This window comes from Streptosporangium sp. OZ121, from assembly GCF_051918885.1.
Lineage (GTDB): Bacteria > Actinomycetota > Actinomycetes > Streptosporangiales > Streptosporangiaceae > Streptosporangium.
In genome coordinates this window covers 94125-118519 of the sequence record NZ_JBPXMC010000024.1, presented here as the reverse complement: position 1 = coordinate 118519, position 24395 = coordinate 94125, and the positions used below count along the sequence as shown (strand labels likewise).

General features: G+C 71.4%; 24 protein-coding genes, 2 tRNA genes, 1 pseudogene and 1 riboswitch. Of the genes and pseudogenes, 19 read left to right on the top strand and 8 right to left on the bottom strand.

Annotated features, from left to right (window positions below; all coding sequences use genetic code 11):
* Positions 1–30 precede the first annotated feature (30 nt).
* Both ACTOQ1_RS32310 and ACTOQ1_RS32305 read left to right on the top strand, forming a co-directional pair.
* Positions 31–1332 (top strand): MGH1-like glycoside hydrolase domain-containing protein, encoded by a 1302-nt coding sequence (locus ACTOQ1_RS32310; protein ID WP_440071760.1) that lies wholly within the window; start codon positions 31–33, stop codon positions 1330–1332.
* A complete protein-coding gene (locus ACTOQ1_RS32305; RefSeq protein WP_440071759.1) occupies positions 1329–1790 on the top strand; it encodes a hypothetical protein in 462 nt (153 codons plus the stop codon). Before ACTOQ1_RS32310 ends, ACTOQ1_RS32305 begins: the two co-directional genes overlap by 4 nt.
* Before the next feature lie 251 nt (positions 1791–2041).
* Here ACTOQ1_RS32305 and ACTOQ1_RS32300 read toward each other — a convergent pair whose 3' ends face one another.
* Entirely contained in the window at positions 2042–2353 is a 312-nt protein-coding gene (locus ACTOQ1_RS32300; protein ID WP_440071758.1) for a YtxH domain-containing protein, read from the bottom strand.
* 170 nt (positions 2354–2523) lie between these two features.
* On the opposite strand from ACTOQ1_RS32300, the gene ACTOQ1_RS32295 reads away from it, so the two are divergent.
* From ACTOQ1_RS32295 to ACTOQ1_RS32265, 7 genes are all read left to right on the top strand, one after another.
* A tRNA-Asn gene (locus ACTOQ1_RS32295) sits at positions 2524–2599 on the top strand.
* 398 nt (positions 2600–2997) lie between these two features.
* A complete protein-coding gene (locus ACTOQ1_RS32290; protein WP_440071757.1) occupies positions 2998–4119 on the top strand; it encodes a nitric oxide synthase oxygenase in 1122 nt (373 codons plus the stop codon).
* Between the two features lie 235 nt (positions 4120–4354).
* Positions 4355–5530, top strand: coding sequence for an agmatinase family protein (locus tag ACTOQ1_RS32285; protein WP_440071756.1), 1176 nt, complete (start codon positions 4355–4357; stop codon positions 5528–5530).
* Positions 5530–6687: an ABC transporter substrate-binding protein gene (locus ACTOQ1_RS32280; protein WP_440071755.1), complete on the top strand. Its 1158-nt coding sequence runs from the start codon at positions 5530–5532 to the stop codon at positions 6685–6687. Before ACTOQ1_RS32285 ends, ACTOQ1_RS32280 begins: the two co-directional genes overlap by 1 nt.
* 49 nt (positions 6688–6736) lie before the next feature.
* Entirely contained in the window at positions 6737–7783 is a 1047-nt protein-coding gene (locus tag ACTOQ1_RS32275; RefSeq protein WP_440071754.1) for an ABC transporter permease, read from the top strand.
* Between the two features lie 46 nt (positions 7784–7829).
* Positions 7830–8597 carry an ABC transporter ATP-binding protein gene (locus ACTOQ1_RS32270; protein ID WP_440071753.1) on the top strand — a complete coding sequence of 256 codons (768 nt, stop codon included), beginning with the start codon at positions 7830–7832 and terminating at the stop codon, positions 8595–8597.
* 60 nt (positions 8598–8657) lie between these two features.
* Positions 8658–9431 (top strand): enoyl-CoA hydratase-related protein, encoded by a 774-nt coding sequence (locus tag ACTOQ1_RS32265; protein ID WP_440071752.1) that lies wholly within the window; start codon positions 8658–8660, stop codon positions 9429–9431.
* 171 nt (positions 9432–9602) lie between these two features.
* Here ACTOQ1_RS32265 and ACTOQ1_RS32260 read toward each other — a convergent pair whose 3' ends face one another.
* Positions 9603–10340, bottom strand: a complete 738-nt coding sequence (locus ACTOQ1_RS32260) for a TetR/AcrR family transcriptional regulator (RefSeq protein ID WP_440071751.1) — start codon at positions 10338–10340, stop codon at positions 9603–9605.
* A gap of 100 nt (positions 10341–10440) precedes the next feature.
* On the opposite strand from ACTOQ1_RS32260, the gene ACTOQ1_RS32255 reads away from it, so the two are divergent.
* Both ACTOQ1_RS32255 and ACTOQ1_RS32250 read left to right on the top strand, forming a co-directional pair.
* Positions 10441–11379 carry an ATP-binding cassette domain-containing protein gene (locus tag ACTOQ1_RS32255; RefSeq protein ID WP_440071750.1) on the top strand — a complete coding sequence of 313 codons (939 nt, stop codon included), beginning with the start codon at positions 10441–10443 and terminating at the stop codon, positions 11377–11379.
* Positions 11372–12124, top strand: a complete 753-nt coding sequence (locus ACTOQ1_RS32250) for an ABC transporter permease (RefSeq protein WP_440071749.1) — start codon at positions 11372–11374, stop codon at positions 12122–12124. Before ACTOQ1_RS32255 ends, ACTOQ1_RS32250 begins: the two co-directional genes overlap by 8 nt.
* Positions 12125–12194: 70 nt before the next feature.
* On the opposite strand, the gene ACTOQ1_RS32245 is transcribed toward ACTOQ1_RS32250, so the two are convergent.
* Positions 12195–12716: a DUF402 domain-containing protein gene (locus tag ACTOQ1_RS32245; RefSeq protein ID WP_440071748.1), complete on the bottom strand. Its 522-nt coding sequence runs from the start codon at positions 12714–12716 to the stop codon at positions 12195–12197.
* A 52-nt stretch (positions 12717–12768) separates the two neighbouring features.
* Positions 12769–12881: riboswitch (SAM riboswitch) on the top strand.
* Positions 12882–12920: 39 nt separating this feature from the next.
* Between ACTOQ1_RS32245 and ACTOQ1_RS32240 the strand changes: the two genes are divergently transcribed.
* Positions 12921–13181, top strand: a complete 261-nt coding sequence (locus tag ACTOQ1_RS32240; protein WP_440071747.1) for a hypothetical protein — start codon at positions 12921–12923, stop codon at positions 13179–13181.
* Entirely contained in the window at positions 13178–13816 is a 639-nt protein-coding gene (locus ACTOQ1_RS32235) for an FAD/NAD(P)-binding protein (protein ID WP_440071746.1), read from the top strand. Before ACTOQ1_RS32240 ends, ACTOQ1_RS32235 begins: the two co-directional genes overlap by 4 nt.
* 24 nt (positions 13817–13840) lie before the next feature.
* Here ACTOQ1_RS32235 and ACTOQ1_RS32230 read toward each other — a convergent pair whose 3' ends face one another.
* Positions 13841–15067, bottom strand: coding sequence for an MFS transporter (locus ACTOQ1_RS32230; protein WP_440071744.1), 1227 nt, complete (start codon positions 15065–15067; stop codon positions 13841–13843).
* Between the two features lie 128 nt (positions 15068–15195).
* On the opposite strand from ACTOQ1_RS32230, the gene ACTOQ1_RS32225 reads away from it, so the two are divergent.
* Positions 15196–15834 carry a MarR family winged helix-turn-helix transcriptional regulator gene (locus ACTOQ1_RS32225; protein WP_440071742.1) on the top strand — a complete coding sequence of 213 codons (639 nt, stop codon included), beginning with the start codon at positions 15196–15198 and terminating at the stop codon, positions 15832–15834.
* 100 nt (positions 15835–15934) lie between these two features.
* Here the strand turns inward: ACTOQ1_RS32225 and galK are convergent.
* Positions 15935–17040 (bottom strand): annotated as a pseudogene (galK, locus tag ACTOQ1_RS32220) (galactokinase).
* A 149-nt stretch (positions 17041–17189) separates the two neighbouring features.
* On the opposite strand from galK, the gene ACTOQ1_RS32215 reads away from it, so the two are divergent.
* Positions 17190–17263 (top strand) — tRNA-Ile (locus ACTOQ1_RS32215).
* A 619-nt stretch (positions 17264–17882) separates the two neighbouring features.
* On the opposite strand, the gene ACTOQ1_RS32210 is transcribed toward ACTOQ1_RS32215, so the two are convergent.
* Complete coding sequence (locus ACTOQ1_RS32210) at positions 17883–18689, bottom strand: hypothetical protein (RefSeq protein ID WP_440071741.1); 807 nt, start codon at positions 18687–18689, stop codon at positions 17883–17885.
* A 211-nt stretch (positions 18690–18900) separates the two neighbouring features.
* Here ACTOQ1_RS32210 and ACTOQ1_RS32205 point away from each other — a divergent pair, with 211 nt between their 5' ends.
* A complete protein-coding gene (locus tag ACTOQ1_RS32205; protein WP_440071740.1) occupies positions 18901–19098 on the top strand; it encodes a hypothetical protein in 198 nt (65 codons plus the stop codon).
* A gap of 203 nt (positions 19099–19301) precedes the next feature.
* Here ACTOQ1_RS32205 and ACTOQ1_RS32200 read toward each other — a convergent pair whose 3' ends face one another.
* Entirely contained in the window at positions 19302–19874 is a 573-nt protein-coding gene (locus ACTOQ1_RS32200; RefSeq protein ID WP_440071739.1) for an NADAR family protein, read from the bottom strand.
* A gap of 168 nt (positions 19875–20042) precedes the next feature.
* Between ACTOQ1_RS32200 and ACTOQ1_RS32195 the strand changes: the two genes are divergently transcribed.
* From ACTOQ1_RS32195 to ACTOQ1_RS32185, 3 genes are all read left to right on the top strand, one after another.
* The gene (locus ACTOQ1_RS32195; RefSeq protein ID WP_440071738.1) at positions 20043–20819 is read left to right on the top strand and encodes a DUF4184 family protein; all 777 of its coding nucleotides are present in this window, start codon (positions 20043–20045) and stop codon (positions 20817–20819) included.
* Between the two features lie 193 nt (positions 20820–21012).
* Entirely contained in the window at positions 21013–22443 is a 1431-nt protein-coding gene (locus ACTOQ1_RS32190; protein WP_440071737.1) for a glutamate decarboxylase, read from the top strand.
* Positions 22444–22528: 85 nt separating this feature from the next.
* The gene (locus ACTOQ1_RS32185) at positions 22529–23398 is read left to right on the top strand and encodes a class II glutamine amidotransferase (protein ID WP_440071736.1); all 870 of its coding nucleotides are present in this window, start codon (positions 22529–22531) and stop codon (positions 23396–23398) included.
* A 302-nt stretch (positions 23399–23700) separates the two neighbouring features.
* Here the strand turns inward: ACTOQ1_RS32185 and ACTOQ1_RS32180 are convergent, their stop codons facing one another.
* Complete coding sequence (locus ACTOQ1_RS32180; protein WP_440071735.1) at positions 23701–23964, bottom strand: SAV_915 family protein; 264 nt, start codon at positions 23962–23964, stop codon at positions 23701–23703.
* Positions 23965–24395 lie beyond the last annotated feature (431 nt).

The following is a 24395-nucleotide window of genomic DNA, read 5'->3' as shown; positions in this document are numbered from 1 at the left end:
TCCTGACCGATACAGGCGCAGACTGGGCGAATGGAGTCGCGAGCGGCGGTCGACGACGCCGCGCTCGGGCGTGAGGCGTGGTCCGTGCTCGACGCGAACTGGACGGGGTCCGCGACCGTCCCCGCGCCCGGCCTCTACCCCCACCAGTGGAACTGGGACTCCACCTTCGTCGCGATGGGCCTGGCCCGCTGGGACACCCGCAGGGCCGGAACCGAGCTGATCAGCCTGCTGGCGGGGCAGTGGGACACCGGGATGGTGCCGCACATCGTCTTCCGCCCCGCCCGCGAGGAGGGCTACTTCCCCGGCCCCTCGGTCTGGCGCTCCCCGGACCATCCGGCCTCTCCCAACGCCGTGTGCACCTCCGGGCTGACGCAGCCGCCGCTGCACGCGCTGGCCCTGTGGTGGATATGGCGGCACGCGGCCGACCGGGACACGGCCGTCGCCCTCGTACGGCGGATCTACCCGATGCTGGCCGCCCAGCACGACTACCTCGCCACGTCCAGGGACCTCGGCGGGGGAGGGCTGGCCGCGATCGTGCACCCGTGGGAGTCCGGGATGGACGACAGCCCCGCCTGGGACGCGCCGCTGGAGGCGCTGCCCCCGGTGCGCCACGCCTACCACCGGCGCGAGGAGCCCCCCGAGCGGCATCCCGACAGCCGCCACGACCGCTACATGGCCCTCGTCCTGGGCTACCGGGACTCCGGCTACGATCCGGCCTACCTGCGGGACGAGCACCCGTTCGCGGTCGAGGACCCGATGTTCAACGGGATCTGGCTCGCCTCCTGCCAGGCCCTCGCCGAGCTGGCCCCGGTGGCGGGCGCGGACGCGGGCCCGTACCGGGAGGCGGCGGGGCGGATCCGGGCGGCGCTGCTGGAACGCCTCTGGGACGACGGCGTCTTCCGCGCCCGCGACCTGCGCGGCGGGCGGCTCAGCCCCGTCTGCACGGTCGGCTGCTTCGGGCCGATGCTCGACCAGGAGATGCCCGCCGACCGGGTCGCGGAGCTGGTGAGGGTGCTGGAGTCGGCCCGCTTCATGGGAGCCGCCGGATACCCGGTGCCGAGCTGCGAGATCCGCGCCCAGCAGTTCGACCGGTCCTGCTACTGGCGCGGACCGTCCTGGGTGAACACCAACTGGCTGTTGCGGCGGGCGGCGGGCGCGCACGATCTGCCGGGACTGGTGCGGCTGCTCGGCTCGGGCACCCTGCGCCTCGTGCGGCAGGCGGGTTTCCGCGAGTGCTTCGACCCCTTCGACGGCAGCGGGCGGGGCAGCCGGGACTTCTCCTGGTCGGCCGCGCTCACCCTCGACCTGCTGGCGGATACCGTGGAACGGTGAAGCTCTTCAATCGCATGCCCTCCGAGGTCCGCGCGGCCCTCGCTCCCGGCGACCGGGCGCTCGTCTACGCCGAGGGGCCCGACGGCTACGTGATCGCCGCGGACAAGGCCCTCTACCTGGGCGGTGAACGCCTGCCCTGGTTCCAGGTGGATCGCGGGGTGTGGGACGAGGAGGGGCTGACGGTCGGCACCACCGACGGGCGGTCGCACCGAGCGCTGCTGCCCGAGCCCGGCCGGATCCCCGAGGCCGTGCGGGAGCGGGTGACCGCCTCGATCGTGGTCAACCAGTACGTCCCGCTGGACGCGCGAGGGGGAGTGCGGCTGGTGGCGAGGAAGACCGACACCGACCGGCTGATCTGGGAGTTCGTCTTCGACGCCGGTCTCGATCCGGAAGATCCCGGCCTGCGCGCCCTCGCGGAACAGGCGCTCGAGGAGACACGCCGGAGCTTCGGCGTCTGAGATGCCGGAGCCGGGCCGCCCGGGGTCGATCGGCTGAACCGGCTGAAACCTCCCGTTCAGGTGCGAGACCCTACGTTCCAATACGAGCTGGCTTTCCGAGTGGGCCGGGCTCCCGCACGGGCCGGGTTTCCGGGTGGGCCCGGGAGCGGGTGAGGATCGGCCCCGGACACGCGAAAGGCCCCTGGAGGGGCCTTTCGCACCGGCGGGCCGTTCCCGGCCCGTGAGTGCCGACGGGGCGGCGGCTGGAAAGATCAGTAGGGCGCGTTGGTCCTCTGGTTGTCCGGCCAGCCGGTGCCGGTGTCGTCGTGCTCGTCGCCGTGCCAGCCGTTGGCGGAGCGCAGGAACGGCAACCGGTTCCTGGCCACGTCGCTCACCTTGGTCCTGGCCACGCCCGTCGCCTTGGAGACCTTGGCGCCCATCAGCCCGGCCGTCTCCTGCACGGTGGGGTTGTCGGAGACCCGCTGGGCCAGCGCCTTGATCTGTTCGTAACGTTCCCGGCCGGCACGGCTCCCCAGGATGTAGCCGACCGCGAATCCCAGTCCGAGCATCAGTCGATAACGCATGTCCACCTCCACAAGCATGTTCCGCGGACCCTGTCCTGTGATCACTCGCGGATCGCCTCGTCTCGCACCTACCCCGGAGTATCGATGCGACACACACCCATGGAGTGCGCTAATCTATTCCTGCGCCGCAAGGAACGGGGAACACCCGGCCCGACCAGCGCAAAGCGCAATCCCGTGTAGCTCAATCGGCAGAGCAGCCGGCTGTTAACCGGCAGGTTATAGGTTCGAGTCCTATCGCGGGAGCCAGTCGAAAGGCCCCGGAAGCCCCGCTTCCGGGGCCTTCGTCGTCTCCCGTTCCGATTCAGGTGGCCTCTCGCGTCGCGATTCGCCGGACAAACCACGGTGAATCACAGAAAATGAGGAACGCCGCGCCCGGTGCCGCTCTGATCGCGGCGAGTGAGCCGACGCGCGGTTGCCGCGGACAACAGCGATCGCAGCGGGGAAGGGCCGCCGCGTTCAGGGCACCGCGCCGCCCGGAACGGTCGTCGTGCCCGTGAGCCACAATTGGTGGTTTTTCTGTGCTGACCTGGCGAAGGTCCCGGCGGCGTGCGCCGGATCCGATCTATGACGTTCCCGGCATCCCTGATGTCCCTGATGTTCCTGGTGTTTTCGGTGTCCCCGGGATCCTCGGTGGTGTCCCCGAGGTGCCCCCGGTCGACGTGGCGGCGGCCGAGGACTACCTCGAGCTGTTCCACACGGAGAATCCCGGGGCGGGAGTCCTGCGGGAGCGCCTACGCGAGGTCCGGCAGGAGATCGCCAGGACCGGGACGTACACGCACACTCCCGGCGAGCTGATCTTCGGTGCCAGGGTGGCCTGGCGCAACAGCGGCAGGTGCATCGGACGCCTGTACTGGCGCTCGCTGCGGGTGCGCGACCGGCGGCACGTCACCACGGCCGAGGGGGTCGCCGTGGAGTGCGTGAACCACCTGCGGGACGCGGCGCCGAGTCGCCGGATCCGCCCGACGATCACCGTCTTCCCGCAGGACCGGCCGGGGGCCCCGGGGCCGCGGATCTGGAACGAGCAGCTCATCCGCTACGCCGGGTACGCGATGGAGGACGGCTCCGTCGTCGGTGACCCCCGCTACACCGATTTCACCGCGATGCTGCGCGAGTTCGGCTGGCCCGGCGGTCCCGGAAGTCCCTTCGACGTTCTCCCGCTGGCGGTCTCGGTGGGGGACGGGCCGCCGCTGCTGTCCACGATCCCCGGCGACGCCGTGCTGGAGGTCGCGCTCTCGCACCCCACCCACCCGTGGTTCGAGCAGCTGGGACTGCGCTGGCACGCGGTGCCGGTCATCTCGAACATGTGCCTGGAGATCGGCGGGGTCTGCTACCGGGCGGCGCCGTTCAACGGCTGGTACATGGGTACCGAGATCGGCGCCCGCAACCTGGCCGACACCGACCGCTACGACCTGATGCCGCTGATCGCCCGGCGCATGGGACTGGACACCGAAAGCGACCGCTCGCTCTGGCGGGACCACGCGCTGTTGGAACTGAACGTGGCCGTCCTGCACTCCTTCGAGCGGGCGGGGGTGACGATGACGGACCACCACACCGAGTCCAGGCACTTCCTGATGCATCTCGAACGCGAGGAGAGGGAGGGGCGGGTCTGCCCGGCCGACTGGACCTGGATCGTTCCCCCCATGTCCTCCTCGGCCACGCCGGTCTTCCACCGCTACTACGAGGACCGGCTGCTGTCGCCGAACTTCGTCCACCATCCGGACTCCCTGGAGCGTGCACTCGGTCACCGGACTGCAACGGGGGGTTAATCCGGAGGAAACGTACCGGCGATGCACTTGCAGTGACCCACCTCATGGTGGGGCGCACCTAGGGTTCCGCCGCCGCCGACGCCGCGCGCCACGATCGTGAGGTCGTACGGCGTCGGCGCGGGACTGGTCCGAGAGGTGCAGGCGGCCACGCGGCCGTTCCACGGCGGGACAAAAGCCCGGGAGGCCGGCCGATCCCGGCTGCCCTCCGGCCGGGTTCCGAGCTGATCGGAGCTCCATGCACTGGCACCCGTCCGCTTCCGACCCCGCCCGCCAGGGCCCCTCCGGCGCGGCCCCCTCGGGGCCGGGCCGGTACGGCCCCGAGGCCCGCTTCGCCGTCGAGCGCGAGGCCGAACTGCCCACCACCAACTGGGAACGCGAGGTCGCCTGGGCCCTGGAGGTGGGTCTGCAGGGCGCCGACTCCATCGTCGACCGGCGCATCCCGACCTTCTCCCGGGGAGAGTTGCCGCACTTCGCGGGGATCAACACCTTTCTCAAGGCCCCGTACGTCGAGGACGTGCGGCGCTGCGGGGAGTACGACGTGGCGATCCTGGGCGCGCCGTTCGACGGCGGCACGACCTACCGCTCGGGCACCCGCTTCGGCCCGCAGGGCATCAGGAAGATCTCCGCCCTGTACGGGCCCTACAGCTTCGAGCTGGGGGTCGACCTGCGCGAGTCGATCACGATGGCCGATCTCGGGGACGTGTTCACCATCCCCGGCAACATCGAGAAGACCTTCGACCAGATCTCCAAGGCCGTCTCGCACGTCTACTCCAGCGGGGCGTTCCCGGTCGTGCTGGGCGGCGACCACTCCATCGGGTACCCGACCGTGCGCGGCGTGGCCGAGCATCTGTCGGGCAACCTCGGGATCATCCACTTCGACCGGCACGTGGACACCCAGGAGACCGACCTCGACGAGCGCATGCACACCACGCCGTGGTTCCACGCGACCGACATCCCCAACGTGCCGCCGCAGAACCTGGTGCAGATCGGCATCGGCGGCTGGCAGGCGCCCCGGCCGGGGGTGAAGGTCGGCCGCGAACGCGGCACCACGATCATGACGGTCACCGACTGCGTGGACATGGGCATCGAGGCGGCGGCCGAGCGCGCGCTGGAGGTCGCCTGGAAGGACGCCGAGGCCGTGTGGCTCTCCTTCGACGTCGACTGCCTGGACGCCGCGTTCGTCCCCGGCACCGGCTGGCCGGAACCCGGCGGCTTCCTGCCGCGCGAGGTCCTGAAGTTCATCCAGATCATCGCCGACGCGGCGCCGCTGGCCGGGATCGAGGTCGTGGAGTGCTCACCGCCCTACGACAACGCGGAGATCACCTCGTTGATCGCCACCCGCGTCATCTGCGACACCCTCGGCTGCCTGGTCCGTTCCGGGCACCTGCCCGCGAGGAAGGGAGCCTCCTGATGCTCCGCCGCCCGCTCGTCACCCTCCGCTCACTCGGCCTGTTCGGTTCGCGGCGTTCGTTCCGTCCGCTCGGCCCGCTCGGCCCGCTCGGTTCGTTCCCCTCGTTCCCCTCGTTCCCCTCGTTTTCCCGGCCTCGGTCGCTCAGGTCGCCGCTCTCGCTTCGCCTGCTCGTCCCGCTCTGCCTGCTCGCCGCCTGCGCGGCGTGCGCGTCCACCCCGGGAGGGGGCGCCGAGCCCGCCGCCTCCGGCGGGAAGAAGACCCTCACGCTGGGCTTCTCCGCCTGGCCCGGCTGGTTTCCCTGGCAGGTCGCCCAGGAGAAGGGGTTGTTCGCCAAGAACGGCCTCGAGGTCGAGCTGAAGTACTTCGACAGCTACACCGACAGCCTGACCGCGCTGGCCACCGGCAACGTCGACGCCAACAGCCAGACGCTCAACGACACCATCGCCTCGGTGTCCGGCGGGGCGAAGCAGACGATCGTGCTGGTCAACGACAACTCCACCGGCAACGACCAGATCATCGCCAGGTCCGGCGTCTCCACGGTGGCCGACCTGAAGGGCAGGACCGTCGCGGCCGAGCAGGGGACGGTCGACCACTACCTGCTGCTGCTCGCGTTGCGGAAGGCGGGGCTGACCGAGAAGGACGTCACCTTCAAGCCGCTGCCGACCGACGCCGCCGCCGCGGCCTTCAAGGCGGGCCAGGTGGACGCGGTCGGCGTGTTCGCGCCCTTCACCACCACCGCCCTGGAGCTGCCCGGTTCGACGGCGATCGCCACCTCCAAGGACTTCCCCGGGGCCATCCCCGACCATCTGGTGGTGGCCGCCTCGCTGGTCGCCGAGCGGCCGCAGGAGGTGCAGGCGCTGGTGAAGACCTGGTTCGAGACCCTGGAGTGGATCGCCGCCAACAAGGCCGACGCCACCGCGATCATGGCCAGGCGGGCGGGGGTGAGCGAGGCCGACTACGCGAGCTACGACGCGGGGACCACGATCTTCTCCCTGGAGGACAACCTCGCCGCCTTCGAACCCGGTGACACCGGCGATCACCTCGGCCACCAGGCCGCCCTGATCGCGAAGTTCCTCGTCGACTCGGGCCTGGCCGACACCGAGCCCTCGCTGGACGGCCTGTTCGAGCCGAAGTTCGTCAGGAGTCTCAAGCCGTGATCCGTCAGGAGCCGCAAGCCGTGAGAGCTGCGAGAGCGGGAGCGCCGACATGGAGACGACGCCGGGCGACGACCGGTTGTTGCCGGGGCGGGTCCGGCTCGCCCTGCTCGCCACCCGGAAGGTCGAGGCCCTCATGAGCGCGCGGACCGCGGAGCCCGTCGCGTCTCCCGGCGCGGGGCGGCAGGACTGGGAGCCGCTGCCCCGGCGCTCGGACCGGCAGGGACGCCTCCGGGGACGGCGCCTCGGCTCTGGTTCCGGCCCGTCCGGCGCGAACCCGTCCGGGGGGAAGGGCCGGTCCGCCGCGGAAGGCCGATTCCCCGGGAAAGGCCGATCAGGCGGGGGCCCGTCCGCCCGGGCCCGATGGGGCCTGCGGGCGGCCTCGGTGCTGTTCCCGCTCGCCCTCTGGGCCGCCGTCAGCACGGCGGGACTGGTGGATCCCACCTTCCTGCCCTCGCCGCTGGCCGTCCTGGAGGCGTTCGCGGAGATGCTGGGCACCGGACAGCTGCTCGACGACACCCTCGCCAGCCTCGGCAGGGTCGGTGCCGGGTTCGGGCTGGCGGTGCTGATCTCGGTGCCGCTGGGCGTCGCCATGGGCACCTCGGCCGTGGCGCTGGCGCTGCTGGAACCGGTCGTCGGCCTGCTCCGCTACATGCCGGCCGCCGCCTTCATCCCCCTGCTGATCATCTGGCTGGGCCTCGGCGAGCTCTCCAAGATCGCGATCCTCGTGCTGGGCGTGGTGTTCTTCAACACGCTGATGGTCGCCGACGCCGTACGGCGGGTGCCCGGCGAGCTGGGCCAGGCCGCGGCCACCCTCGGCGCCCGGCGCGGTGAGATCCTCAGGAAGGTGACCTGGCCGTACGCGCTCCCGGCGGTCGTGGACGCGGCGCGGATCAACGCCGCCGCCGCGTGGAACTTCGTGGTGGTGGCCGAGCTCATCGCGGCCGAGTCTGGGCTCGGCTACCGGATCGTCCGGGCCCAGCGGTTCCTGCAGACCGACAAGATCTTCGCGGTGCTCATCGTGATCGGGGTCGTCGGCCTGCTGATCGACGTCGCGCTGCGCGTCCTGCGCGACCGTCTCGGGAGGTGGGTGGTGTGAGGTCCACGTCACGAGTGCCGGATGACCGTTCCGGGAGGTGGGCGGCATGACCCTCGTGCTGAGCGGCGTGGCCAAGGACTACGGCGCCACGCGCGTCCTGGACGGCATCGACCTGTCGATGGAGCCTGGTGAGTTCGTGTGCGTGGTCGGGGCGAGCGGCTCCGGCAAGTCGACGCTGCTGTCGTTGATCGCCGGGCTCACCCCGGCGAGCGCGGGATCCATCTCGCTCGACGGGGCACCCGTCACGGGCCCGGGGCCCGAGCGCGGGCTGGTCTTCCAGTCGGGCGCGCTGTTCCCCTTCCTCACCGTCGCCGAGAACGTGGCCTTCGGGCTGCGGCTGCTGCCGATCTCCCGGGCGGACCGGGAGCGGCGGGTCCGCTGGTATCTCGGCGAGGTCGGGCTGTCGTCCCTGGCGGGCGCGCTGCCCCGGCAGCTTTCCGGCGGGCAGCGCCAGCGGGTGGCGATCGCCAGGGCACTGGCGTGCGAGCCGGCCGTGCTGCTGCTGGACGAGCCCTTCGGGGCGCTGGACGTACAGACCAAGGAGGACATGCAGCTCTTCCTGCGCGAGGTGTGGCGCGACACGGGCACGACGGTGCTGATGGTCACCCACGACGTGGAGGAGGCCGTCCTGCTCGCCCAGCGGGTGCTCGTCTTCGCCTGCGGTCCCGGCAGGGTCGCCGCCGAGGTCCCGATCGGCCTGCCCGCCTACCGGGCCCTCGCGGTCAAGCGCACCTCCTCCTTCCTCGGCCTGCGTGCCACGGTCGAGGATCTGGTCCGCTCGCACATGCTGACGCCGGAGAGGGAAAAGGTGTAGAACGATATTCTGTGGCTCTCCGGGCGGGGAGCCCCGATGGGCTTCCGAGGGGGATGCGGCATGGTCGATCCGGTGCTGTCGTCGATCGAGCGGGGCGTGCTGACGCTGACGTTCAACCGCCCGGACCGGCTCAACGCCTGGACCGACGAGATGGGCCGCCGCTACTTCGACCAGCTGGCCGAGGCTGAGAAGAACCCCGAGGTCCGGGTGATCGTGGTCACCGGCGCGGGGCGTGGTTTCTGCGCCGGTGCGGACTTCCGGACGCTCACCGCCCTGCAGGACGGCTCCTACGCGGGGCGGCCCGACCCGCGCCCCACCACCTTCCCGACCACGATCCGCAAGCCGATCATCGCCGCCGTCAACGGCGCCTGCGCCGGGCTCGGCATGGTCCACGCCCTGCTCTGCGACCTGGTCTTCACCGCCGCCGAGGCCAAGTGGACCACCGCCTTCGCCCGGCGCGGCCTGATCGCCGAGTACGGCATGTCGTGGGTCCTGCCCCGGCTGGCCGGTCAGGCCAGGGCCATGGACCTGCTGCTGTCGGGCCGCACCTTCACCGGCGCCGAGGCATGCGAGCTGGGCCTGGCCGGCCGGTCGGTGCCGGGGGAGAGCCTGATGGAGGAGACGCTGGCCTACGCCCGCGAGCTGGCGGCGTACAGTTCCCCGGCCTCGATGGCCGTGATCAAGCGTCAGGTCTGGGGTGACTGGCAGCAGAGCCTGGAGGCGTCGGAGTCGGCCGCGACGCGTCTGATGGCCGAGTCCTTCGGCCGGTCGGACTTCGTCGAGGGTGTCGCCAGCTTCGTCGAGCGCCGCGCACCCGGCTTCCCGCCCCTGTAGTCCCCCGCGGTCCCGCTGGGGTCCTTCGCGGGCGGGGCCGGCGGCCTTCCGTTTCGTCGAGCGCGGGACGCCGTCGAGCGCGGGACGTCGCCGGGCCACCGGGCCGGGCCGGCCTCCGGCTTGAGGGGCGCGGGGGCACGAGGGGTGCGGGGGGTGAGGGGGCGTCCCGGATCAGGCGGGCGGTTCTCCGGTCACGAGCACCGCGACGCCGTCGAGGATGCGGTCCATGCCGAAGGCGAACTCGTCGTCGGGACCGCCCGACATGTCGAAGACCCGGGCTTCGAGAAGCTCGTGGATCTCGGGGAAGCGCTCGGCGTCGGTGAGCCTGGCGAGTGACCGGGCGTAGCCGGACAGCGCCTCCTCGTCGGTGACCTGGGAGGCGTCGAAGGCGTCCTGGAGGTCGGCCAGCAGCGCCACCTCGGTCCTGACGAAGCCGTTGACCAGCAGCAGCGCCGCCAGCTTCGTGTCCGGGTCGAGCCCGGTGCCGCGCAGGCAGCGCAGCCCGGCCTCCAGCCAGGCGACGTGGTTGGGCATGATCCCCGGGCCCGTGATGGGGATGCGCAACGACCAGGGGTGCTTCTGCAGGGAGGCGCGCATGGCGGCGGCCCACCGGTGGACGCCCCGGCGCCAGTCGTCGCCCGGCTCCGGAAGCGGGGGAGGCGGGCCGAGCACCGCGTCCGTGATGAGCATGAGCAGGTCGCCCTTGGAGGTGACGTAGCGGTAGAGCGCCATCGTGGAGACGCCGAGCTCGGCGGCGATCTTGCTCATCGAGACCGCGGGGAGTCCCTCCGCGGAGCCCACCCGCAGGGCCGCCTCCACGATGTGCTCCAGGCTCAGGGTGCGTTTGGGTCCCTTGCCGGGCCGCTCGCGCAGCCCCCAGGCGATCTCCACGCTTTCCGGCACTTCCATCGCGCTCCCGGGCTTGACCGTCCTTTCCTGCGAGTGTATACCTTACGCAGTACCGCGTATGCCATAAACAGTAGAGCGTACGCCATACGCAGGAGGGGTAGTGGAACCAGCGATAGAGGTCGTCGGCCTCACCAAGTCCTACGGCCGGGTCGCCGTCCTGGCCGGTGTCGACCTGCGCGTCGCCAGGGGCAGCGTGTACGCGCTGCTCGGTTCGAACGGCGCGGGCAAGACCACGACCGTGCGCATCCTGGCGACGCTGGTCGGGCCGGACGCGGGGCGGGCCACGGTGGCCGGGTTCGACGTCGTGCGCGACCGCCGCCGGGTCCGCCGCGCCATCAGCCTGACCGGCCAGCACGCGGCGGTCGACGAGTTGCTGACCGGCGAGGAGAACCTGCGGATGATGGGCCGCCTGTCCGGCCTGTCACGCGCGGCGGCCCGCCGCAGGGCGGCCGAGCTGCTGGAGCGGTTCGACCTGGCCGAGGCGGGGAGGCGGCGGGTCGGCACGTACTCGGGCGGCATGTGGCGACGGCTGGACCTGGCCGCGGGGCTGGTCGGCGCGCCGTCGGTGATCTTTCTCGACGAGCCGACCACCGGTCTCGACGTGCGGAGCAGGCAGGCGATGTGGGAAGTGATCACCCAGCTCACCGGCTCGGGCACCACGGTCTTCCTGACCACCCAGTATCTGGAGGAGGCCGACAGCCTGGCCGACAGGATCGCGTTGCTCGACGGCGGGCGGGTGGTCGCGGAGGGCACCGCCGACGAGCTCAAGGCGAGGGTCGCCGCCTGGCGGCTGGACCTCGTCCTGTCCGACGCGCGGTCGTTCGCCGAGGTGACGTGCCTTCTCGGGGCGCGGGCCGTCCACGCCGATCTCGCCACGCTGACCGTCGGGGCGGCCACCGACGGGAGCGCCACGGGGATCCGGGCCCTGCTGGACGAGGTGGACCCGGGGCGCTCGGCGGTCGAGAGGTTCACCGTGCGCGGCGCCACGCTCGACGACGCGTTCCTCGCGCTGACGGACAGGGAGCGGGCCGGTGTCTGAACTCGCCGCCTGGCCGGTGATGACCGGCCGTGCCGTCCGCCTGTCGCTGCGCAACCTCGACGCGCTGCTCACCTCGTTCCTGATGCCCGTCCTGGTCATGCTGCTGTTCGTCTACCTGTTCGGCGGCGCGATCCAGACCGGCACCGACTACGTCACCTACGCCGTCCCCGGCATCCTCGTCATGTGCGCCTCCTACGGCGCCTCCCTGACCGCGGTCGCCGTCAGCCACGACATGAGCCGGGGGATCGTCGACAGGTTCAGGTCGATGGACGTCGGCGGCGGGGCGTTCCTGGGCGGGCACGTGGCCGCGAGCACCGTGCGCAACCTCACTTCGCTCGCCGTCGTGTTCGCCGTCGCGTTCCTGCTCGGCTTCCGGGCGGACGCGGGCCTGTCCGGCTGGGCCGCGGCGGTGGGGGTCCTGGTGGTGTTCGTCCTGGCCATGTCCGCGGTCTCGGCCCTGGTCGGCCTGCTGGCCAGGACACCGGAGGCCGCGGGCGCCTTCACCTTCCTGGTGATGTTCCTGCCCTACCCGAGCAGCGCCTTCGTCCCGGTGCACACCATGCCCGCGTGGCTGCACGGGTTCGCGGAGAACCAGCCGGCCACGCCGATCATCGAGTCCGTACGCGGCCTGCTGCTCGACCGGCCCGTGGGGAGCGACCCGTGGAAGGCGCTGGCCTGGTGCGGCGGTTTCCTGCTGGTCTCGACGGTCCTCTCCGGCGGGATGTTCCGCCGCCGCGCCCGCTGAGGTCGCGGGGGCGCCGGGAGCGGTGGGGGTGGCGCCGCCCCCGGTACCCCCCGGTGCCCCCGCCCATGGTTCAGCCGACCAGGGTGAGCCAGCGCGGCGCGTCCCCGAAGGGGGCGGTGCGGGAGGTGACGGCCTCCATCAGCCAGGCGGCCGAGGCGCGGGCGTTCTCGACCACGTCGGGCGGGTAGGCGTACTTGACCTGGTGCTCCTCGAACTCGTCCTCGTCGTCCAGGAAGACCCGGCTCGGGCGGCCCTTCAGCAGGTTCCGGCGGGTCCGGATCACGTCGAGGTCCAGGTCGACCATGGTGACCTCGCCGTCTCTCCACTCCGGCACCGTGGAGACGTCGCAGTAGATCTCGTGCTTGTTCGGGGCGGCGTTGAAGGCGGCCGTCCACCAGGCGTCGCGGGGGAAGAGCATCACGAACGGATGCGGCCAGGCGACCGCGGGACCGTCGCCCTTGTGACCACTGGAGCCGGCCACGCAGCCCGTCCACACCCCGTGCTCGTCCTCGCCGAGGAGCAGGCCGCGGTGGTGCCAGTGCAGTGACCCGTCGTACTTGCGGTAGACCACGTTCACGCTCTCATAGGACATTCCACGACACTAAGGCTTGACAGAGATCTATGTATTTCCTACCCTATAAATAGGTTAAGAGCGTCAGTGAGAAGCCCCGGCCGGCTGACCGGCAACCCTCGCACCGCGGCGGGGTGCCCCCGGGGGAGACCTGGCGGCACGGTGGGCGTGCCGCAAGCGCGGACTCCCTCACCAGGGTCACCGAGACATGCCCGGGAGCGCCACATGTCGAAGACCAGCACACCGAACCACGCGAGCCCCGTCGGCCTCGACACCCACGGCCACCACCGGCCCGGTGGCAGGCCCGGCCCGCGTTGTCCCTTCCAGGGGCGGATCGGCACACCCGCCTTCCCCGCCGAGCCCGGGCGCCACCACCTCTACGTCGCGGCCGTCTGTCCGTACGCGCAGCGCGCGGCCGTGGTCGCCTTCCCGGTCGAGCCGTCGCACGCCGACCGGGACCGCCCGCGCCGCAGAGCCGCCGTATGAGCGCCGCGATCGCCGTCGTCGGCGCCGGGCCGACGGGCACCTGCCTGGTGGAGCGCATCTGCGCCAACGCCGCCGACCTGCTCGGCTGGCCGTCGCTGGACGTCCACGTGATCGACCCCCACCCGCCGGGCGGCGGGCGCGTCTGGCGCCACGACCAGCCGGACCTGCTCTGGATGAACTCCACCGCCGCCGACGTGACGCTCTTCACCGACGAGTCGGTGCGCTGCGAGGGACCGATCCGCCCCGGACCCACGCTGGCCGAGTGGCTCGGCTGCGACCCCGGCGGGTTCGCCTCCCGCCCGGCACAGAACGGCTACCTCTCCCACGTCTTCCGGCAGGCGGTGGCGACCGCCCCGCGCGGCGTCCGGGTGCACGTGCACGCCGCCCGCGCCGTCGACCTCGCCGAGGTCACGGCCTCCCGGTTCGCGGTGAACGGCCGGGACGCGCTCCGGTTCGGCACCCGTGACCGGCGGCGACTGCGCGGCCGGTTCGTGGGGCTGGTGTTCCAGGACGCGCTGACGTCGTTCGACCCGCTCCGTACCGTCGGCGACGAGATCGCCGAGGTGCTCGCCACCCACGACGTCGTACCCCGCGCCGCCCGGAGGGAGGGGCGTGGAGGAGGGGCACGTGGATGAGGTGTTCTTCCTGCCCCGGCACGACTACACCCGCGAGCTGCTCGGCGCGGTGCCCAAGCTGGTGCCGGCCGAGCCCTGACGGAGGCCACGGATGTCGGGCAGGGCCAGCACCCCCAGGCAGGAGATCGCCAGCAGCGCCGCCGCCCCGTACAGGGTGGGGGCCGTGCCCACCGCCCCGGCCAGCGGCCCGGCCAGCGCCATGCCGAGGGGGGTCAGCCCGAGGGAGAGCAGCCAGTCGTACGCGGACACCCGTGAGATCGCCTCGGCCGGGATGTGCTCCTGCACGGCGGTCTCCCACATGGGGGACATGAAGGCCAGGCCGCCGGTCATCAGCCCGTAGGCCACCGCGACGGTCGGTGCGGGCGCTTCGGCGGCGAGCAGGACCAGGGGCAGGGCGCCGAGCGTGAGCGCGACGTTGGCCACGACCAGAGGCCTTCGCGGCCTCGCCCGCAGTGCCAGCAGCGCGCCGCACAGGGCGCCGACCGTGCCGCCCTGCACGATCGTGCCCCAGGCGAGCTCGCCCCCGAGGGTCGTGACGGCGATCACGGGGCCGATCGTGATCAGGGCACAGCGGCTGAGGTTCCACATGGAGTGGCCGACGAGGTTCGTCCAGTACCACCGGTGGCGGCGCAGCTGGGCCCAGCCCTCGGCCAGCTGCCTGACGAACCGCTCGCGCGGCGCGGGCGGGATCGGCGCGAGCCGGAGCCGGCCCAGCAGCACCGCGCTGGCCGTGAACGTCGCGGCGTCCAGGAGCAGTGCCCAGCCGGGGCCGGCGGTCAGCGCGAGGGCGGTGGCGATCCCCGGGCCGAGCAGCATGGACCCGCGCTGGGCGATCGCCATGAGCGCGTTGGCCCGGGAAAGGTGCTCCGCCGCCACGGTGGCGGGCACCAGGCCGGTCGTGGCGGGCAGGAAGAACGCGGAACCGGCCCCCGAGACGGCGGCCAGCGCCGCCAGGTGGACGATGTCGACCGTGCCGGTGATCAGCTCGAGGCCCATGGCGGCGTGGGCGAGCCCGCGCACCACGTCGGCGCCGATCATCACGCGACGGCGCGGGAGCCGGTCGGCCCACACGCCGCCGGGCAGCATCAGCGCCACCGTGGCGATCGACTGGGCGGCCAGGACCACCCCGAGGTCGGTGGCCGAGCCGGTCGCGGTGACGATCGCCAGCGCGAGGGCCACGACGGTGATGGAGTCGCCGATGTGCGAGAGGGTCTGGCCGGTCCACAGCAGGCGGAAGCGAGGATCTCGCAAGGGGGCCCATAAACCGCGCGAAGGAGTCATGGATGGAAATTTACTACGAAAACATAATATATGCATCCGTATTAAAGGTGATGTGGCGTCGACGGCGATCCGGCGGAGGGCGGCGTTACCCTTTGGGCATGCCAGAGCCTGATTCCATCGACCGGCACATCGCGCACTGGTCCCGCGAGCTGTCCGACCTCGATCCGCAGGTCGAGGGGATCATCACGCGCATGCAGGCGCTCGCGCGGCTGCTCAAGCGGAACAAGGACGCCTGGCTGAGCGAGGGAGGGCTCAAGCCCTGGGAGTTCAACGTCCTCCACCATCTGGTCGCGGTCGGGCCGCCCTACCGGGCGACCCCTTCACAGCTGGCCGGGTGGCTCGACACCCACCCGGCCACGCTGACGAACCGGCTCGACCGGCTGGAGCAGGCCGGATACGTCGACCGCGTGCACGATCCGGGCGACCGCCGCCGCCTGCTCGTCGCGCTGACCCCCGCCGGGCGCGCTGTCTGGCAGGAGCGCATGGACCAGGGCGACCTCTCGGAGCGGGAGTTGCTCGGCCCGCTCGACCCCGGGGAGCGCGAGGTCCTCGACGATCTCCTGCGCCGGATGGTCCGGAACGCGGAGCGGGACGGCCCGCCGCTGATGCCCGACTGGCCGTCCGGGCCGGACCCGGCTCCGGGAGCGGATCCGGGTTCGGGGTCGAGGGCGGGGGTGGACTCGGCGGCGGGGCCGGGTTCCGGTGCGGACACGGGATCGAGCCGGCCTGCCGGGTGACCTCGGAAGTGGAGACGGCCGGTCGGGTGGCCTCGGAACCGGTTCCGAGGCCACCCGACCGGCCGTCGGATGATCCTGCGCGCGGGAGGAGGTGGGGCGGTCAGAGCAACCTGCGGGCTCCCGCGGCCGGGATCGCCGGGTAGATCTCCGGCGCGGCCCAGCCGCGCTCGGCGTAGGCCCCGGTCACCGACTCCCGTACGGACTCCACCCGGTCGTCGGCGACCAGCGCGATCGCCGACCCGCCGAACCCGCCCCCGGTCATCCGCGCCCCCCGTGCCCCGCCCCTGACCGCCGACTCCACGGCCACGTCCAACTCGGCGCAGGACACCTCGAACTGGTCGCGCAGCGACAGGTGGGAGGCGTTCAGCAGCGACCCGATCTCCCGCACCGCACCGGCTCGCAGCATCCCGATCACCGCCTCTACCCGGTGATTCTCCGTCACCACGTGCTGGGTGCGCCTGCGCTCGTCGCCGCTCAGCTGCGCCAGGGCGCCCGCCAGGTCCGTGACGTCGCGCAGCGCGTCGACGCCCAGGTGCTTGGCGGCGTTCTCGCAGTCTCTGCGACGGCGGGCGTACTGCCCGTCGGCGAGTTCGTGGTGCACCCCGGTGTTGATGATCAGCAACTGCAGGCCGTGACTCGCCAGGTCGAACGGGATGCTCCTGGTACCGAGGCTCCGGCAGTCCATGAACAGCGCCTTCCCCTCCTCGCCGAGGGCGGAGGCCGCCTGGTCCATGATCCCGCACGGCATGCCCACGAAGTCGTTCTCGGCCTTCTGCGCGGCGAGGGCGATCTCCATCTTGGTCATGCCGAGCCCGTACAGCTCGTTCAGCGCGGTGCCGACGGCCACCTCCAGCGCCGCGCTCGACGACAGTCCCGCCCCCCGGGGCACGTCCCCGTCGATCACCACATCCGCACCGCCGACCGAGCGTTCCCGGCCCTGCCCCTGTCCCTGCTCCCGCCCCGCTTCGCCGAGTGCCCAGAACACCCCGGCCACGTAGCGGGCCCAGCCCTCGGCCTCCTCCAGCGTCGCCAGCGTCACCGGCCCGCCCGCCTGCAGCGACCGCAGCCTGACCACCCCGTCCTCGCGCGGCGACACCGCCGCGGTCACCCCCCACGGCAGCGCGAACGGTTGACCCGCCCCGGGGCGTGCCACACCCCGGCCGGTTCCGTGCCGTACGAGTCCCTGAAAGCTTCAACAACGCGCATGATCCAACACTCCTCAACAAGGTTCACCAGTAGGGTAGCGAGTCCGCCGGAGCCCGGTTCCGCTGAAGGTCACATCTTGAACCCGTCCCGCCCGGCAGGTGTGCGAACAGCGTCTACGTTTGGTTGAATGCCGCGTACGGCGTGCGCGAGGGGCGGTAGCTCAGCCGGTTAGAGCAGGGGACTCATAATCCCTGGGTCGCGGGTTCGAGTCCCGCCCGCCCTACCCCCGCTGATCACACGAAAAGCGCCCTCGACCTGCGTGTTCGCGGTCGAGGGCGCTTTTGTTGTGCCCGGCTGTCGCCGATCGTTTGTGGACGGCTGTGCCGAATACGTGCCGAAGTCTCGGAGAGATCGTCACCTCCCCCGCCGAGCGCCTCTGAGATCCGGCGCTCGGCGGTCTCGTCCTGCCCGACGACGCACTTCGCGTAGATCTTCAGCGGTACGTCGACGCTGTGTCCCGCCCATGCCGCGACCTGCGCAGGAGGCACCCCGGCGTTGAGCCAGGTGGACAGGCAGGCGTGCCGAAGGTCGTAGACGCGCTTACCGAGAGGAGAGGCGTACTCGGCATCACATCCATTTTTGGTGGGCAATGAGCGGCGGGGCCGTCCGGCGCCGCTGTCAAGACGGCGACCTCCGCCTGACGAGGCCCGCTTGCCCCCAGCCATCTAGAGCGGAACCGGCCCAGCGGTAAGGTCCGGTTTCGTGTCGATCGAATGGACCGGTTCGGAGCCCGAACTTCTGTCACGTGACGCGCACGTTTCTTGCCCTGGGCGTGCTTGGTGGGCTCGCCCTGACCTCGCCAGGCCCGAGCCCGCGGGGTGAAGGGCAGGCCCGGTCGCCGGTTACGCTTCTCGGAGGTCCTCGCAGTTGGGGGGCTCCGGGTCCGCCTTGTCGTAGTAGAGGGTGTCCTCTCCACTACCGCAGTCGATCACGTCCGCGCCGGTGATGTTCTGGCTGAAGAGGTTCTCGCGGCTGTCCACGTCGTCAGAGCCGCCTTTTCCCTTCAGCGTGTCTCTTCCGGCCAGACCTTTGAGGCCGTTGTCGAAATCGTTGCCGATCAGGGTATCGGCGAACGCGGTGCCGACGACGGACTCCACATCCATGCCGACGTTATCGGTGTCGAGATAGCGTCCGTCGTTGCGGACGTTGTCAATCGTCACGAACACGCCGCCCTCGTCGCTGGCGCTGTAGTCGATCTCATCGAGTCCGGCGCCACCGCTGAAGGTGACGTTCGAGGGGCCTTGAGAGGTTCCGGCGAAGTAGGTGTCCATCCCGGCGCCCCCTTCCACGAAGGCGGTCAGCGGGATGTTGCTCCGGAATCGGTCGTGTCCATCGCCGAGGTGGGCGTCCATGACGGTGATCGTGGTGGCGCACTCCACCACGGTCCCGCCGGACAGACTGACGCATTCAGGGCTGCTGGTCACCAGGGTCGTACCGCCCAGGTCGCTCACGCGGAGCCGGCCGTTCGCCTCGTTCAGGGAGACGACGGCATCGTTGAAGCCGGCGCTGCCCGTGTACACGATCTTTCCGTTGACGATCTCGACGCGGCTGGTATCGGCCGCGTGGCCCGGACCGGCCGTAGCGCCGATCGCGACGGTGGACATGGCGACCAGCAACGACAAGCGTAGCTTCAAGCTGACGCTACTCATCGGGCGCTCCTCACGGTGTTGTGGACGTGTCGCCCGGCAGTACGCGCCGCCGAAGACCCGCAGTTCCCGCGAGCCGCGGGGAGAGCTTCCGCGGGCTTTCCCTCGTAACGTGGAGACCCGACCGGGAAAGGTTCGGTTGTGGCTGGAGCCACGCGGCGTCGCTTTGGTCCGGAATTCCGGGCCGGGGCGGTGAGGATCGTCAGGAAGACCGGTGAGCCCGTCGCGCGGGATCTTGGTTATCAACGAGTACACGCTGTACGACTGGGTGCAGATGGACCGGCTGGCGGCAGGGCGGGCCGGTGGCGATGGCGGCGGACGGGCCCGGTCGGCGGTGCGGGTGGATTCGCAGGTCACGGAGCATGACGCGGCGGTGACGTCCGCCGCGGCCGAAGTGGGCGATTCCGTCTGACGACCGGTGTCCGGCGAGGGTTTCACGTGGCCGACGCTAGACCGGAAACACTTCGGCACCCGGCGAGGCATCCCGGCCCGGCACCGGCCCGACAGGGGTCAGGTGCCCCTCGAGGAGGGAGCCTTCCAGATGTCGCGCGCCCCGGACCCCTCGACCGATGGCCCGGTCGGACTTCGCCTCGATCAAGGAAGGTCCGGGCCCTTTCACGATGAGGCGCCCAGGGCGTCGCGGGCGTCCATGAGGGCGAAGCCGAGCAGGTTCAGGCCCCGCCACGTGGCGGGAGAGGCGGCGCGTTCGTCGTCGGCGGCGAGCCCGATGCCCCAGACCCGGTCGACGGGGCTGGCCTCGACCAGGACCCGGGAGCGGGTGCCGAGCAGGAAGTCCCTCAGCTCGGGGTGCTCGCCGAACTTGGCGATGTTGCCGCGCACCACGATCTCGTAGCGGTGCTCGTCCCACACGGCCTCGTCGAAGCCGCGGACCTCGCGGCCGAGTTTCTTGGCCTCGCCGGGGTGCTCGGCGGCGAGGATCCGCGCGGCGGTCCCGCCGTCGCCGAACAGCCATGCCTTGTGCGCCATCATGTAGTGCTCGGCCGACCGGAAGTCGTGCCCCTCCGAGGTGAAGACGGCCTCCCACCACTGGCTGAGGCATCCGGCGCCGACCCCGCCGTCCCGCGGCGGCCGGTGGCCCCAGAAGAACAGGTAACGCAACCGCTCCCCGTCTCGCTCGGCGGCGACGGCTTCGGCGACCGAGCGGGGGGCTCTGATGAGATCGGACACCGGTACACCGTGCCACGGGCGGCCGCCGGACGGCCACCGGGTTACCGGCTCGGCAGGGACGACCTCGGCGCCGTCCGCGGATGACCGGCCGTCCGGCATGATCACCGGCCGCGGATGACCGGCCTCCGAGATGATCACCGCCCGTGTCGACGATGTCGATAATGGGACATGCCCTTCACCCTGAGCCACACCGTCGCGATCCTGCCGCTGCGGCGATGGTTGCCCCCTTCGGCGCTGGCGATCGGTGCGATGGTGCCCGACCTGCCGTACTACCTGCCGTTGCCCTTCTCCCCGAGGACCACCCACGGCTGGCCGGGCGCGTTGCTGGTGGATCTGCCCGTGGGGGTGGCGGTGCTCGTCGTCTTCAATCTGTTGCTGCGCGCGCCGTTGACGGCGCTCGCCCCGGACGGGTTGCGCGCGAGGCTGCCCGACCCGGCGCCGTCCGGGCGCGGGATCGCGGTGGTGGCCGCGCTGCTGGCAGGCGTCGCCACGCACCTGGTGTGGGACGGGTTCACCCAGGTGGGAGGCTTCGCCGTGGTGCACTGGCCGGCGATGCGCGTCTCGGTCGTCGGGGCGCACCGGGTGTTCAACGTGGTGATGTACGTCAGTTCGCTGGGCGGGCTCGTGGTCCTGGCCTGCTGGTTCGTCCTGTGGTACCGGGGCGCCGCCGTAAGGCCGGGACGACGGCTCGGCGTGACGGGGCGGTCGCGCGGGTGGGTCCTGGTCGCCGGGGCGGGCGCCGCGACCGTCGGCGCGGTCGTGCTGGGGAGCGGCGACCGTGCCGCGGTGAGCCTGTACGACCTGGTGCGGTGCGTGATCCTGGGCGGGATGATCGGGGGCGGCGTCGTCCTGGCCGGTTACGTGGTCGCGTGGCACGTGTGGTCGGCGGCGCGCTCCCGGCGGGCCGTGCCGCGACCGGATCGAATCGAGGATCACGCTCGTTGACGGTCCCGGGCCGTCCGCACGCGGCAACCGGGGTGATCGGGAGGGGGCGAACATCGGTGAGCCGGCCGCCGCGACCGGACGGTCCCGGGCCCCACACGTCTCGAGGTGGTGTCGCGCGGCGGTGGCGGGGTACCCCGTTCAGGGGGAAAACCCCAGCTCACGGTGCTTGATCAGCTCGGGAAGGACATGGACGATGCCTTTGCGGCAGCCCGGTCACACCGGGCGCGAAAGCCGGGATCTGGAGATCAACCCGATCTTCAGCCGGGAGCCCCTCCGGGTCCCGCGCCACGCCATGCCGGACGGGGAGATGGAGCCGGACACGGCCTACCAGCTGGTGCATGACGAGCTGATGCTGGACGGCAACGCGCGGCTGAACCTCGCGACGTTCGTCACCACCTGGGCGGAGCCGCAGGCGCTGAGGCTGATGGCCGAGTGCGTCGAGAAGAACATGATCGACAAGGACGAGTATCCGCAGACCGCGGAGCTGGAGAAGCGATGCGTGGACATCCTCGCCCGGCTCTGGCACGCCGAGGACCCCCATCGCGCGACAGGCTGCTCGACGACCGGGTCGAGCGAGGCGGCGATGCTGGGCGGTCTGGCGCTCAAACGGCGCTGGCGGCACCGGCGCCGCGCGAAGGGCCGCCCCGTCGACCGCCCCAACCTGGTGATGGGCGTCAACGTGCAGATCTGCTGGGAGAAGTTCGCCGACTACTTCGACGTCGAGCCCCGGTACGTGCCCATGGAGGGCGATCGATACCACCTGAGCCCCGAGACGGCGGTCGAGGCGTGCGACGAGAACACCATCGGTGTCGTCGCCGTCCTCGGCTCCACGTTCGACGGCAGCTACGAGCCCGTCGCCGACATCGCGGTGGCCCTGGACGAGTTGCAGGCCCGCACCGGCCTCGACGTGCCGATCCACGTGGACGGCGCCTCCGGTGCCATGATCGCCCCCTTCCTCGACCCGGGCCTGCACTGGGACTTCCGGGTGCCGCGGGTGGCGTCGATCAACACCTCCGGGCACAAGTACGGCCTGGTGATGCCCGGAGTGGGCTGGGCGCTGTGGCGCGACTCCCCGGCGCTCCCCGACGACCTGGTCTTCCGCGTCAACTACCTCGGCGGGGACATGCCGACCTTCGCGCTGAACTTCTCCCGGCCGGGCGCCCAGGTGGTCGCGCAGTACTACAACTTCCTGAGGCTGGGCTTCGACGGTTACCGCCGGGTGCAGCGGACGTGCCGGGATGTGGCGACCCGCCTGGCCGGGGAGATCGCCGAGCTGGGCCCGTTCGAGCTGATCACCGACGGCGGCCAGACCCCGGTGTTCGCCTTCCGGGTACGGAAGGGGGTCGACGGCTTCACGGTCTTCGACGTCTCCGCCGCGCTGCGTGAGCGCGGCTGGCTGGTGCCCGCCTACACCTTCCCCGAGAACCGTACGGACCTGGCGGTACTGCGCGTCGTCGTCCGCAACGGCTTCAGCCACGACCTGGCCGATCTGTTGCTGGAGGACCTGCGCAGGGTGCTGCCCCGGCTGGAGGCTCAGGGCGAACCGCGCCGCACCGCCGATGACGCCGGAGGCTTCGCGCACGGTACCGAGAGCAAGAGCTCTCGCCGTCACGGCCACGGCTGAAGGCGCGCGGCGACGATCGAAGACGTCCGCGCCGGACGGGGGAGAACCGGCGCGGGCGGAGGACGAGGGAGAAGGAGAGATCGGGATGTGCCGTCTGTTCGGCATGAGCAGCGCGCCTCGGCGCACGTGTGCCACCTTCTGGCTTCTGGACGCGCCGGTCAGCATGAGCGAGCAGAGCCACCACTATCCCGACGGGACCGGTCTGGGGTACTTCGACGCCGACGGCACCCCGGAGGTGCACAAGACGCCCGTCGCCGCCTACCGGGACCAGTGCTTCGCAGAGGAGGCCAAGGAGACGGAATCCGCCACCTTCGTGGCCCACGTGCGTTTCGCCTCCACCGGTGGCCTGGAGAGACGCAACACGCATCCCTTCCTGCAGGACGGGCGGCTCTTCGCACACAACGGGGTGATCGAGGGCCTGGACGAACTCGACGCGGAGCTGGGCGAGTACCGGGATCTGGTCGAGGGGGAGACCGACTCCGAGCGCTTCTTCGCGCTGATCACCCGTGAGACCAGGGCGCACGGCGGCGACGTCGCCGCCGGTATCGAGGCCGCCGCCCGCTGGGTGGCCGAGAACCTGCCCGTCTACGCCCTCAACCTGGTCCTCAGCACCCCGCGGGATCTGTGGGCGCTGCGTTACCCCGACACCCACCAGCTGTACGTGCTCCAGCGTGCCGCGGGCGGGTGCCGCGGCGGACGGCACCTCGACCAGAGCGGCACCGACGGCCGCATCCGTGTCCGTTCCCGCGACCTGGTGGATGTCCCCGCCTTCGTGGTCGCCAGCGAGCACATGGACGACCATCCCGACTGGTGCCCGATGGAGCCCGGCGAGCTGCTCCACATCGGACCGGGCCTCCACCCCACCCGCCGGATCGTGCTGCCCGACGAGCCCGCGCACCGGCTGAGCCTCGCCGACCTGCGCCCCGAGGCCGCCGCCTCGCAGCAGGTCACCTGAGACCGCGTCTCGCGGTGTGCGCGTCGAACCACCGGTCAGGGACGAGGTGGCGCGACATCAGGTCCGGAACCGCCGAGGCGGATGACCGGAGGGACGTGTGAGCAGGAACCCGCGCCAGGTCGACGGGCTCGCCGTACGGGCGGACCGTTCCCCCGGTGACGGTGACGGTGACGGTGACGGTGACGGTGACGGTGACGGGCGGCGAGGGGGCGTGCCGGCGGTTCCGGCCGCCGGGCGGTGTTCCGGTACGCCTTCCGTCGCGGAGGCGGTCTGGTGTTCCAGGTCCTGTGTGAGAACGCACATCACGCGGCCTGAGGGGATGTCCGCTGAGCCGTCGTCCCGGCGGGGTCGATCACGATGCCGGTGACGTCCAGATCTTCGATCATGTTCCGGAGCGCGGGCTCGGTGAGCCGGATCCAGCGCTGGCCGGCGCCGAGCACCTTGGTCAGGCGCATCGGCGAGGAGAAGGCGGCTGCCGTCCTCCTGCCCGAATCGGTCCTGAACAGCCGCAGCGACATGCTGAAGGCGCCTTCACGGACCGGCACGTATAACGGGACTTCCGACATTGCTTCCTCCTGGTGAGAACTCGTACGAAAATGACGTTATCTCCCTTCCGATGGATTTCGGTGTGATCTCTACATGATTCAGACGGGGATGCCGGGAGCGTTGACGTCACGTTGACGCGCGGCACACCGTTGCCCGGGGCGTGCGGGAGGGCGTCGCCTCCGGTCGGGGCCCGCTCGGGAGACGGCCCGCTGCCCTGCTGTGCCGCAGGTCGTTCCGCCGTCCCGTCCTGCCGCCCTGCCGTCCTGCCGTCCCGTCCGCCGCCCTGCCGCCCTGCCGTCCTGCCGGGCCGGGCGACCCGGTGCGGGACGTGTCGCGTACCGGGCCCGTCGTCGGTGGGCGGAGCGGGGTGAGCGGGAAATCCTCGTGCCCGTCGTCGGTGGTGTGGAACCATCCGGGAGGTGCTCGCGGACCGGAAGACGCGTAGAGCTAT

Excerpts from the sequence above, each read along its gene's own strand:
- ACTOQ1_RS32310 (WP_440071760.1), top strand. The coding sequence starts at position 31 with ATGGAGTCGCGAGCGGCGGTCGACGACGCCGCGCTCGGGCGTGAGGCG.
- ACTOQ1_RS32300 (WP_440071758.1), bottom strand. The coding sequence starts at position 2,353 with ATGCGTTATCGACTGATGCTCGGACTGGGATTCGCGGTCGGCTACATC.
- ACTOQ1_RS32285 (WP_440071756.1), top strand. The coding sequence starts at position 4,355 with ATGCACTGGCACCCGTCCGCTTCCGACCCCGCCCGCCAGGGCCCCTCC.
- ACTOQ1_RS32280 (WP_440071755.1), top strand. The coding sequence starts at position 5,530 with ATGCTCCGCCGCCCGCTCGTCACCCTCCGCTCACTCGGCCTGTTCGGT.
- ACTOQ1_RS32275 (WP_440071754.1), top strand. The coding sequence starts at position 6,737 with ATGGAGACGACGCCGGGCGACGACCGGTTGTTGCCGGGGCGGGTCCGG.
- ACTOQ1_RS32270 (WP_440071753.1), top strand. The coding sequence starts at position 7,830 with ATGACCCTCGTGCTGAGCGGCGTGGCCAAGGACTACGGCGCCACGCGC.
- ACTOQ1_RS32265 (WP_440071752.1), top strand. The coding sequence starts at position 8,658 with ATGGTCGATCCGGTGCTGTCGTCGATCGAGCGGGGCGTGCTGACGCTG.
- ACTOQ1_RS32260 (WP_440071751.1), bottom strand. The coding sequence starts at position 10,340 with ATGGAAGTGCCGGAAAGCGTGGAGATCGCCTGGGGGCTGCGCGAGCGG.
- ACTOQ1_RS32245 (WP_440071748.1), bottom strand. The coding sequence starts at position 12,716 with ATGTCCTATGAGAGCGTGAACGTGGTCTACCGCAAGTACGACGGGTCA.
- ACTOQ1_RS32240 (WP_440071747.1), top strand. The coding sequence starts at position 12,921 with ATGTCGAAGACCAGCACACCGAACCACGCGAGCCCCGTCGGCCTCGAC.
- ACTOQ1_RS32235 (WP_440071746.1), top strand. The coding sequence starts at position 13,178 with ATGAGCGCCGCGATCGCCGTCGTCGGCGCCGGGCCGACGGGCACCTGC.
- ACTOQ1_RS32225 (WP_440071742.1), top strand. The coding sequence starts at position 15,196 with ATGCCAGAGCCTGATTCCATCGACCGGCACATCGCGCACTGGTCCCGC.
- ACTOQ1_RS32210 (WP_440071741.1), bottom strand. The coding sequence starts at position 18,689 with ATGAGTAGCGTCAGCTTGAAGCTACGCTTGTCGTTGCTGGTCGCCATG.
- ACTOQ1_RS32195 (WP_440071738.1), top strand. The coding sequence starts at position 20,043 with ATGCCCTTCACCCTGAGCCACACCGTCGCGATCCTGCCGCTGCGGCGA.
- ACTOQ1_RS32190 (WP_440071737.1), top strand. The coding sequence starts at position 21,013 with ATGCCTTTGCGGCAGCCCGGTCACACCGGGCGCGAAAGCCGGGATCTG.
- ACTOQ1_RS32185 (WP_440071736.1), top strand. The coding sequence starts at position 22,529 with ATGTGCCGTCTGTTCGGCATGAGCAGCGCGCCTCGGCGCACGTGTGCC.
- ACTOQ1_RS32180 (WP_440071735.1), bottom strand. The coding sequence starts at position 23,964 with ATGTCGGAAGTCCCGTTATACGTGCCGGTCCGTGAAGGCGCCTTCAGC.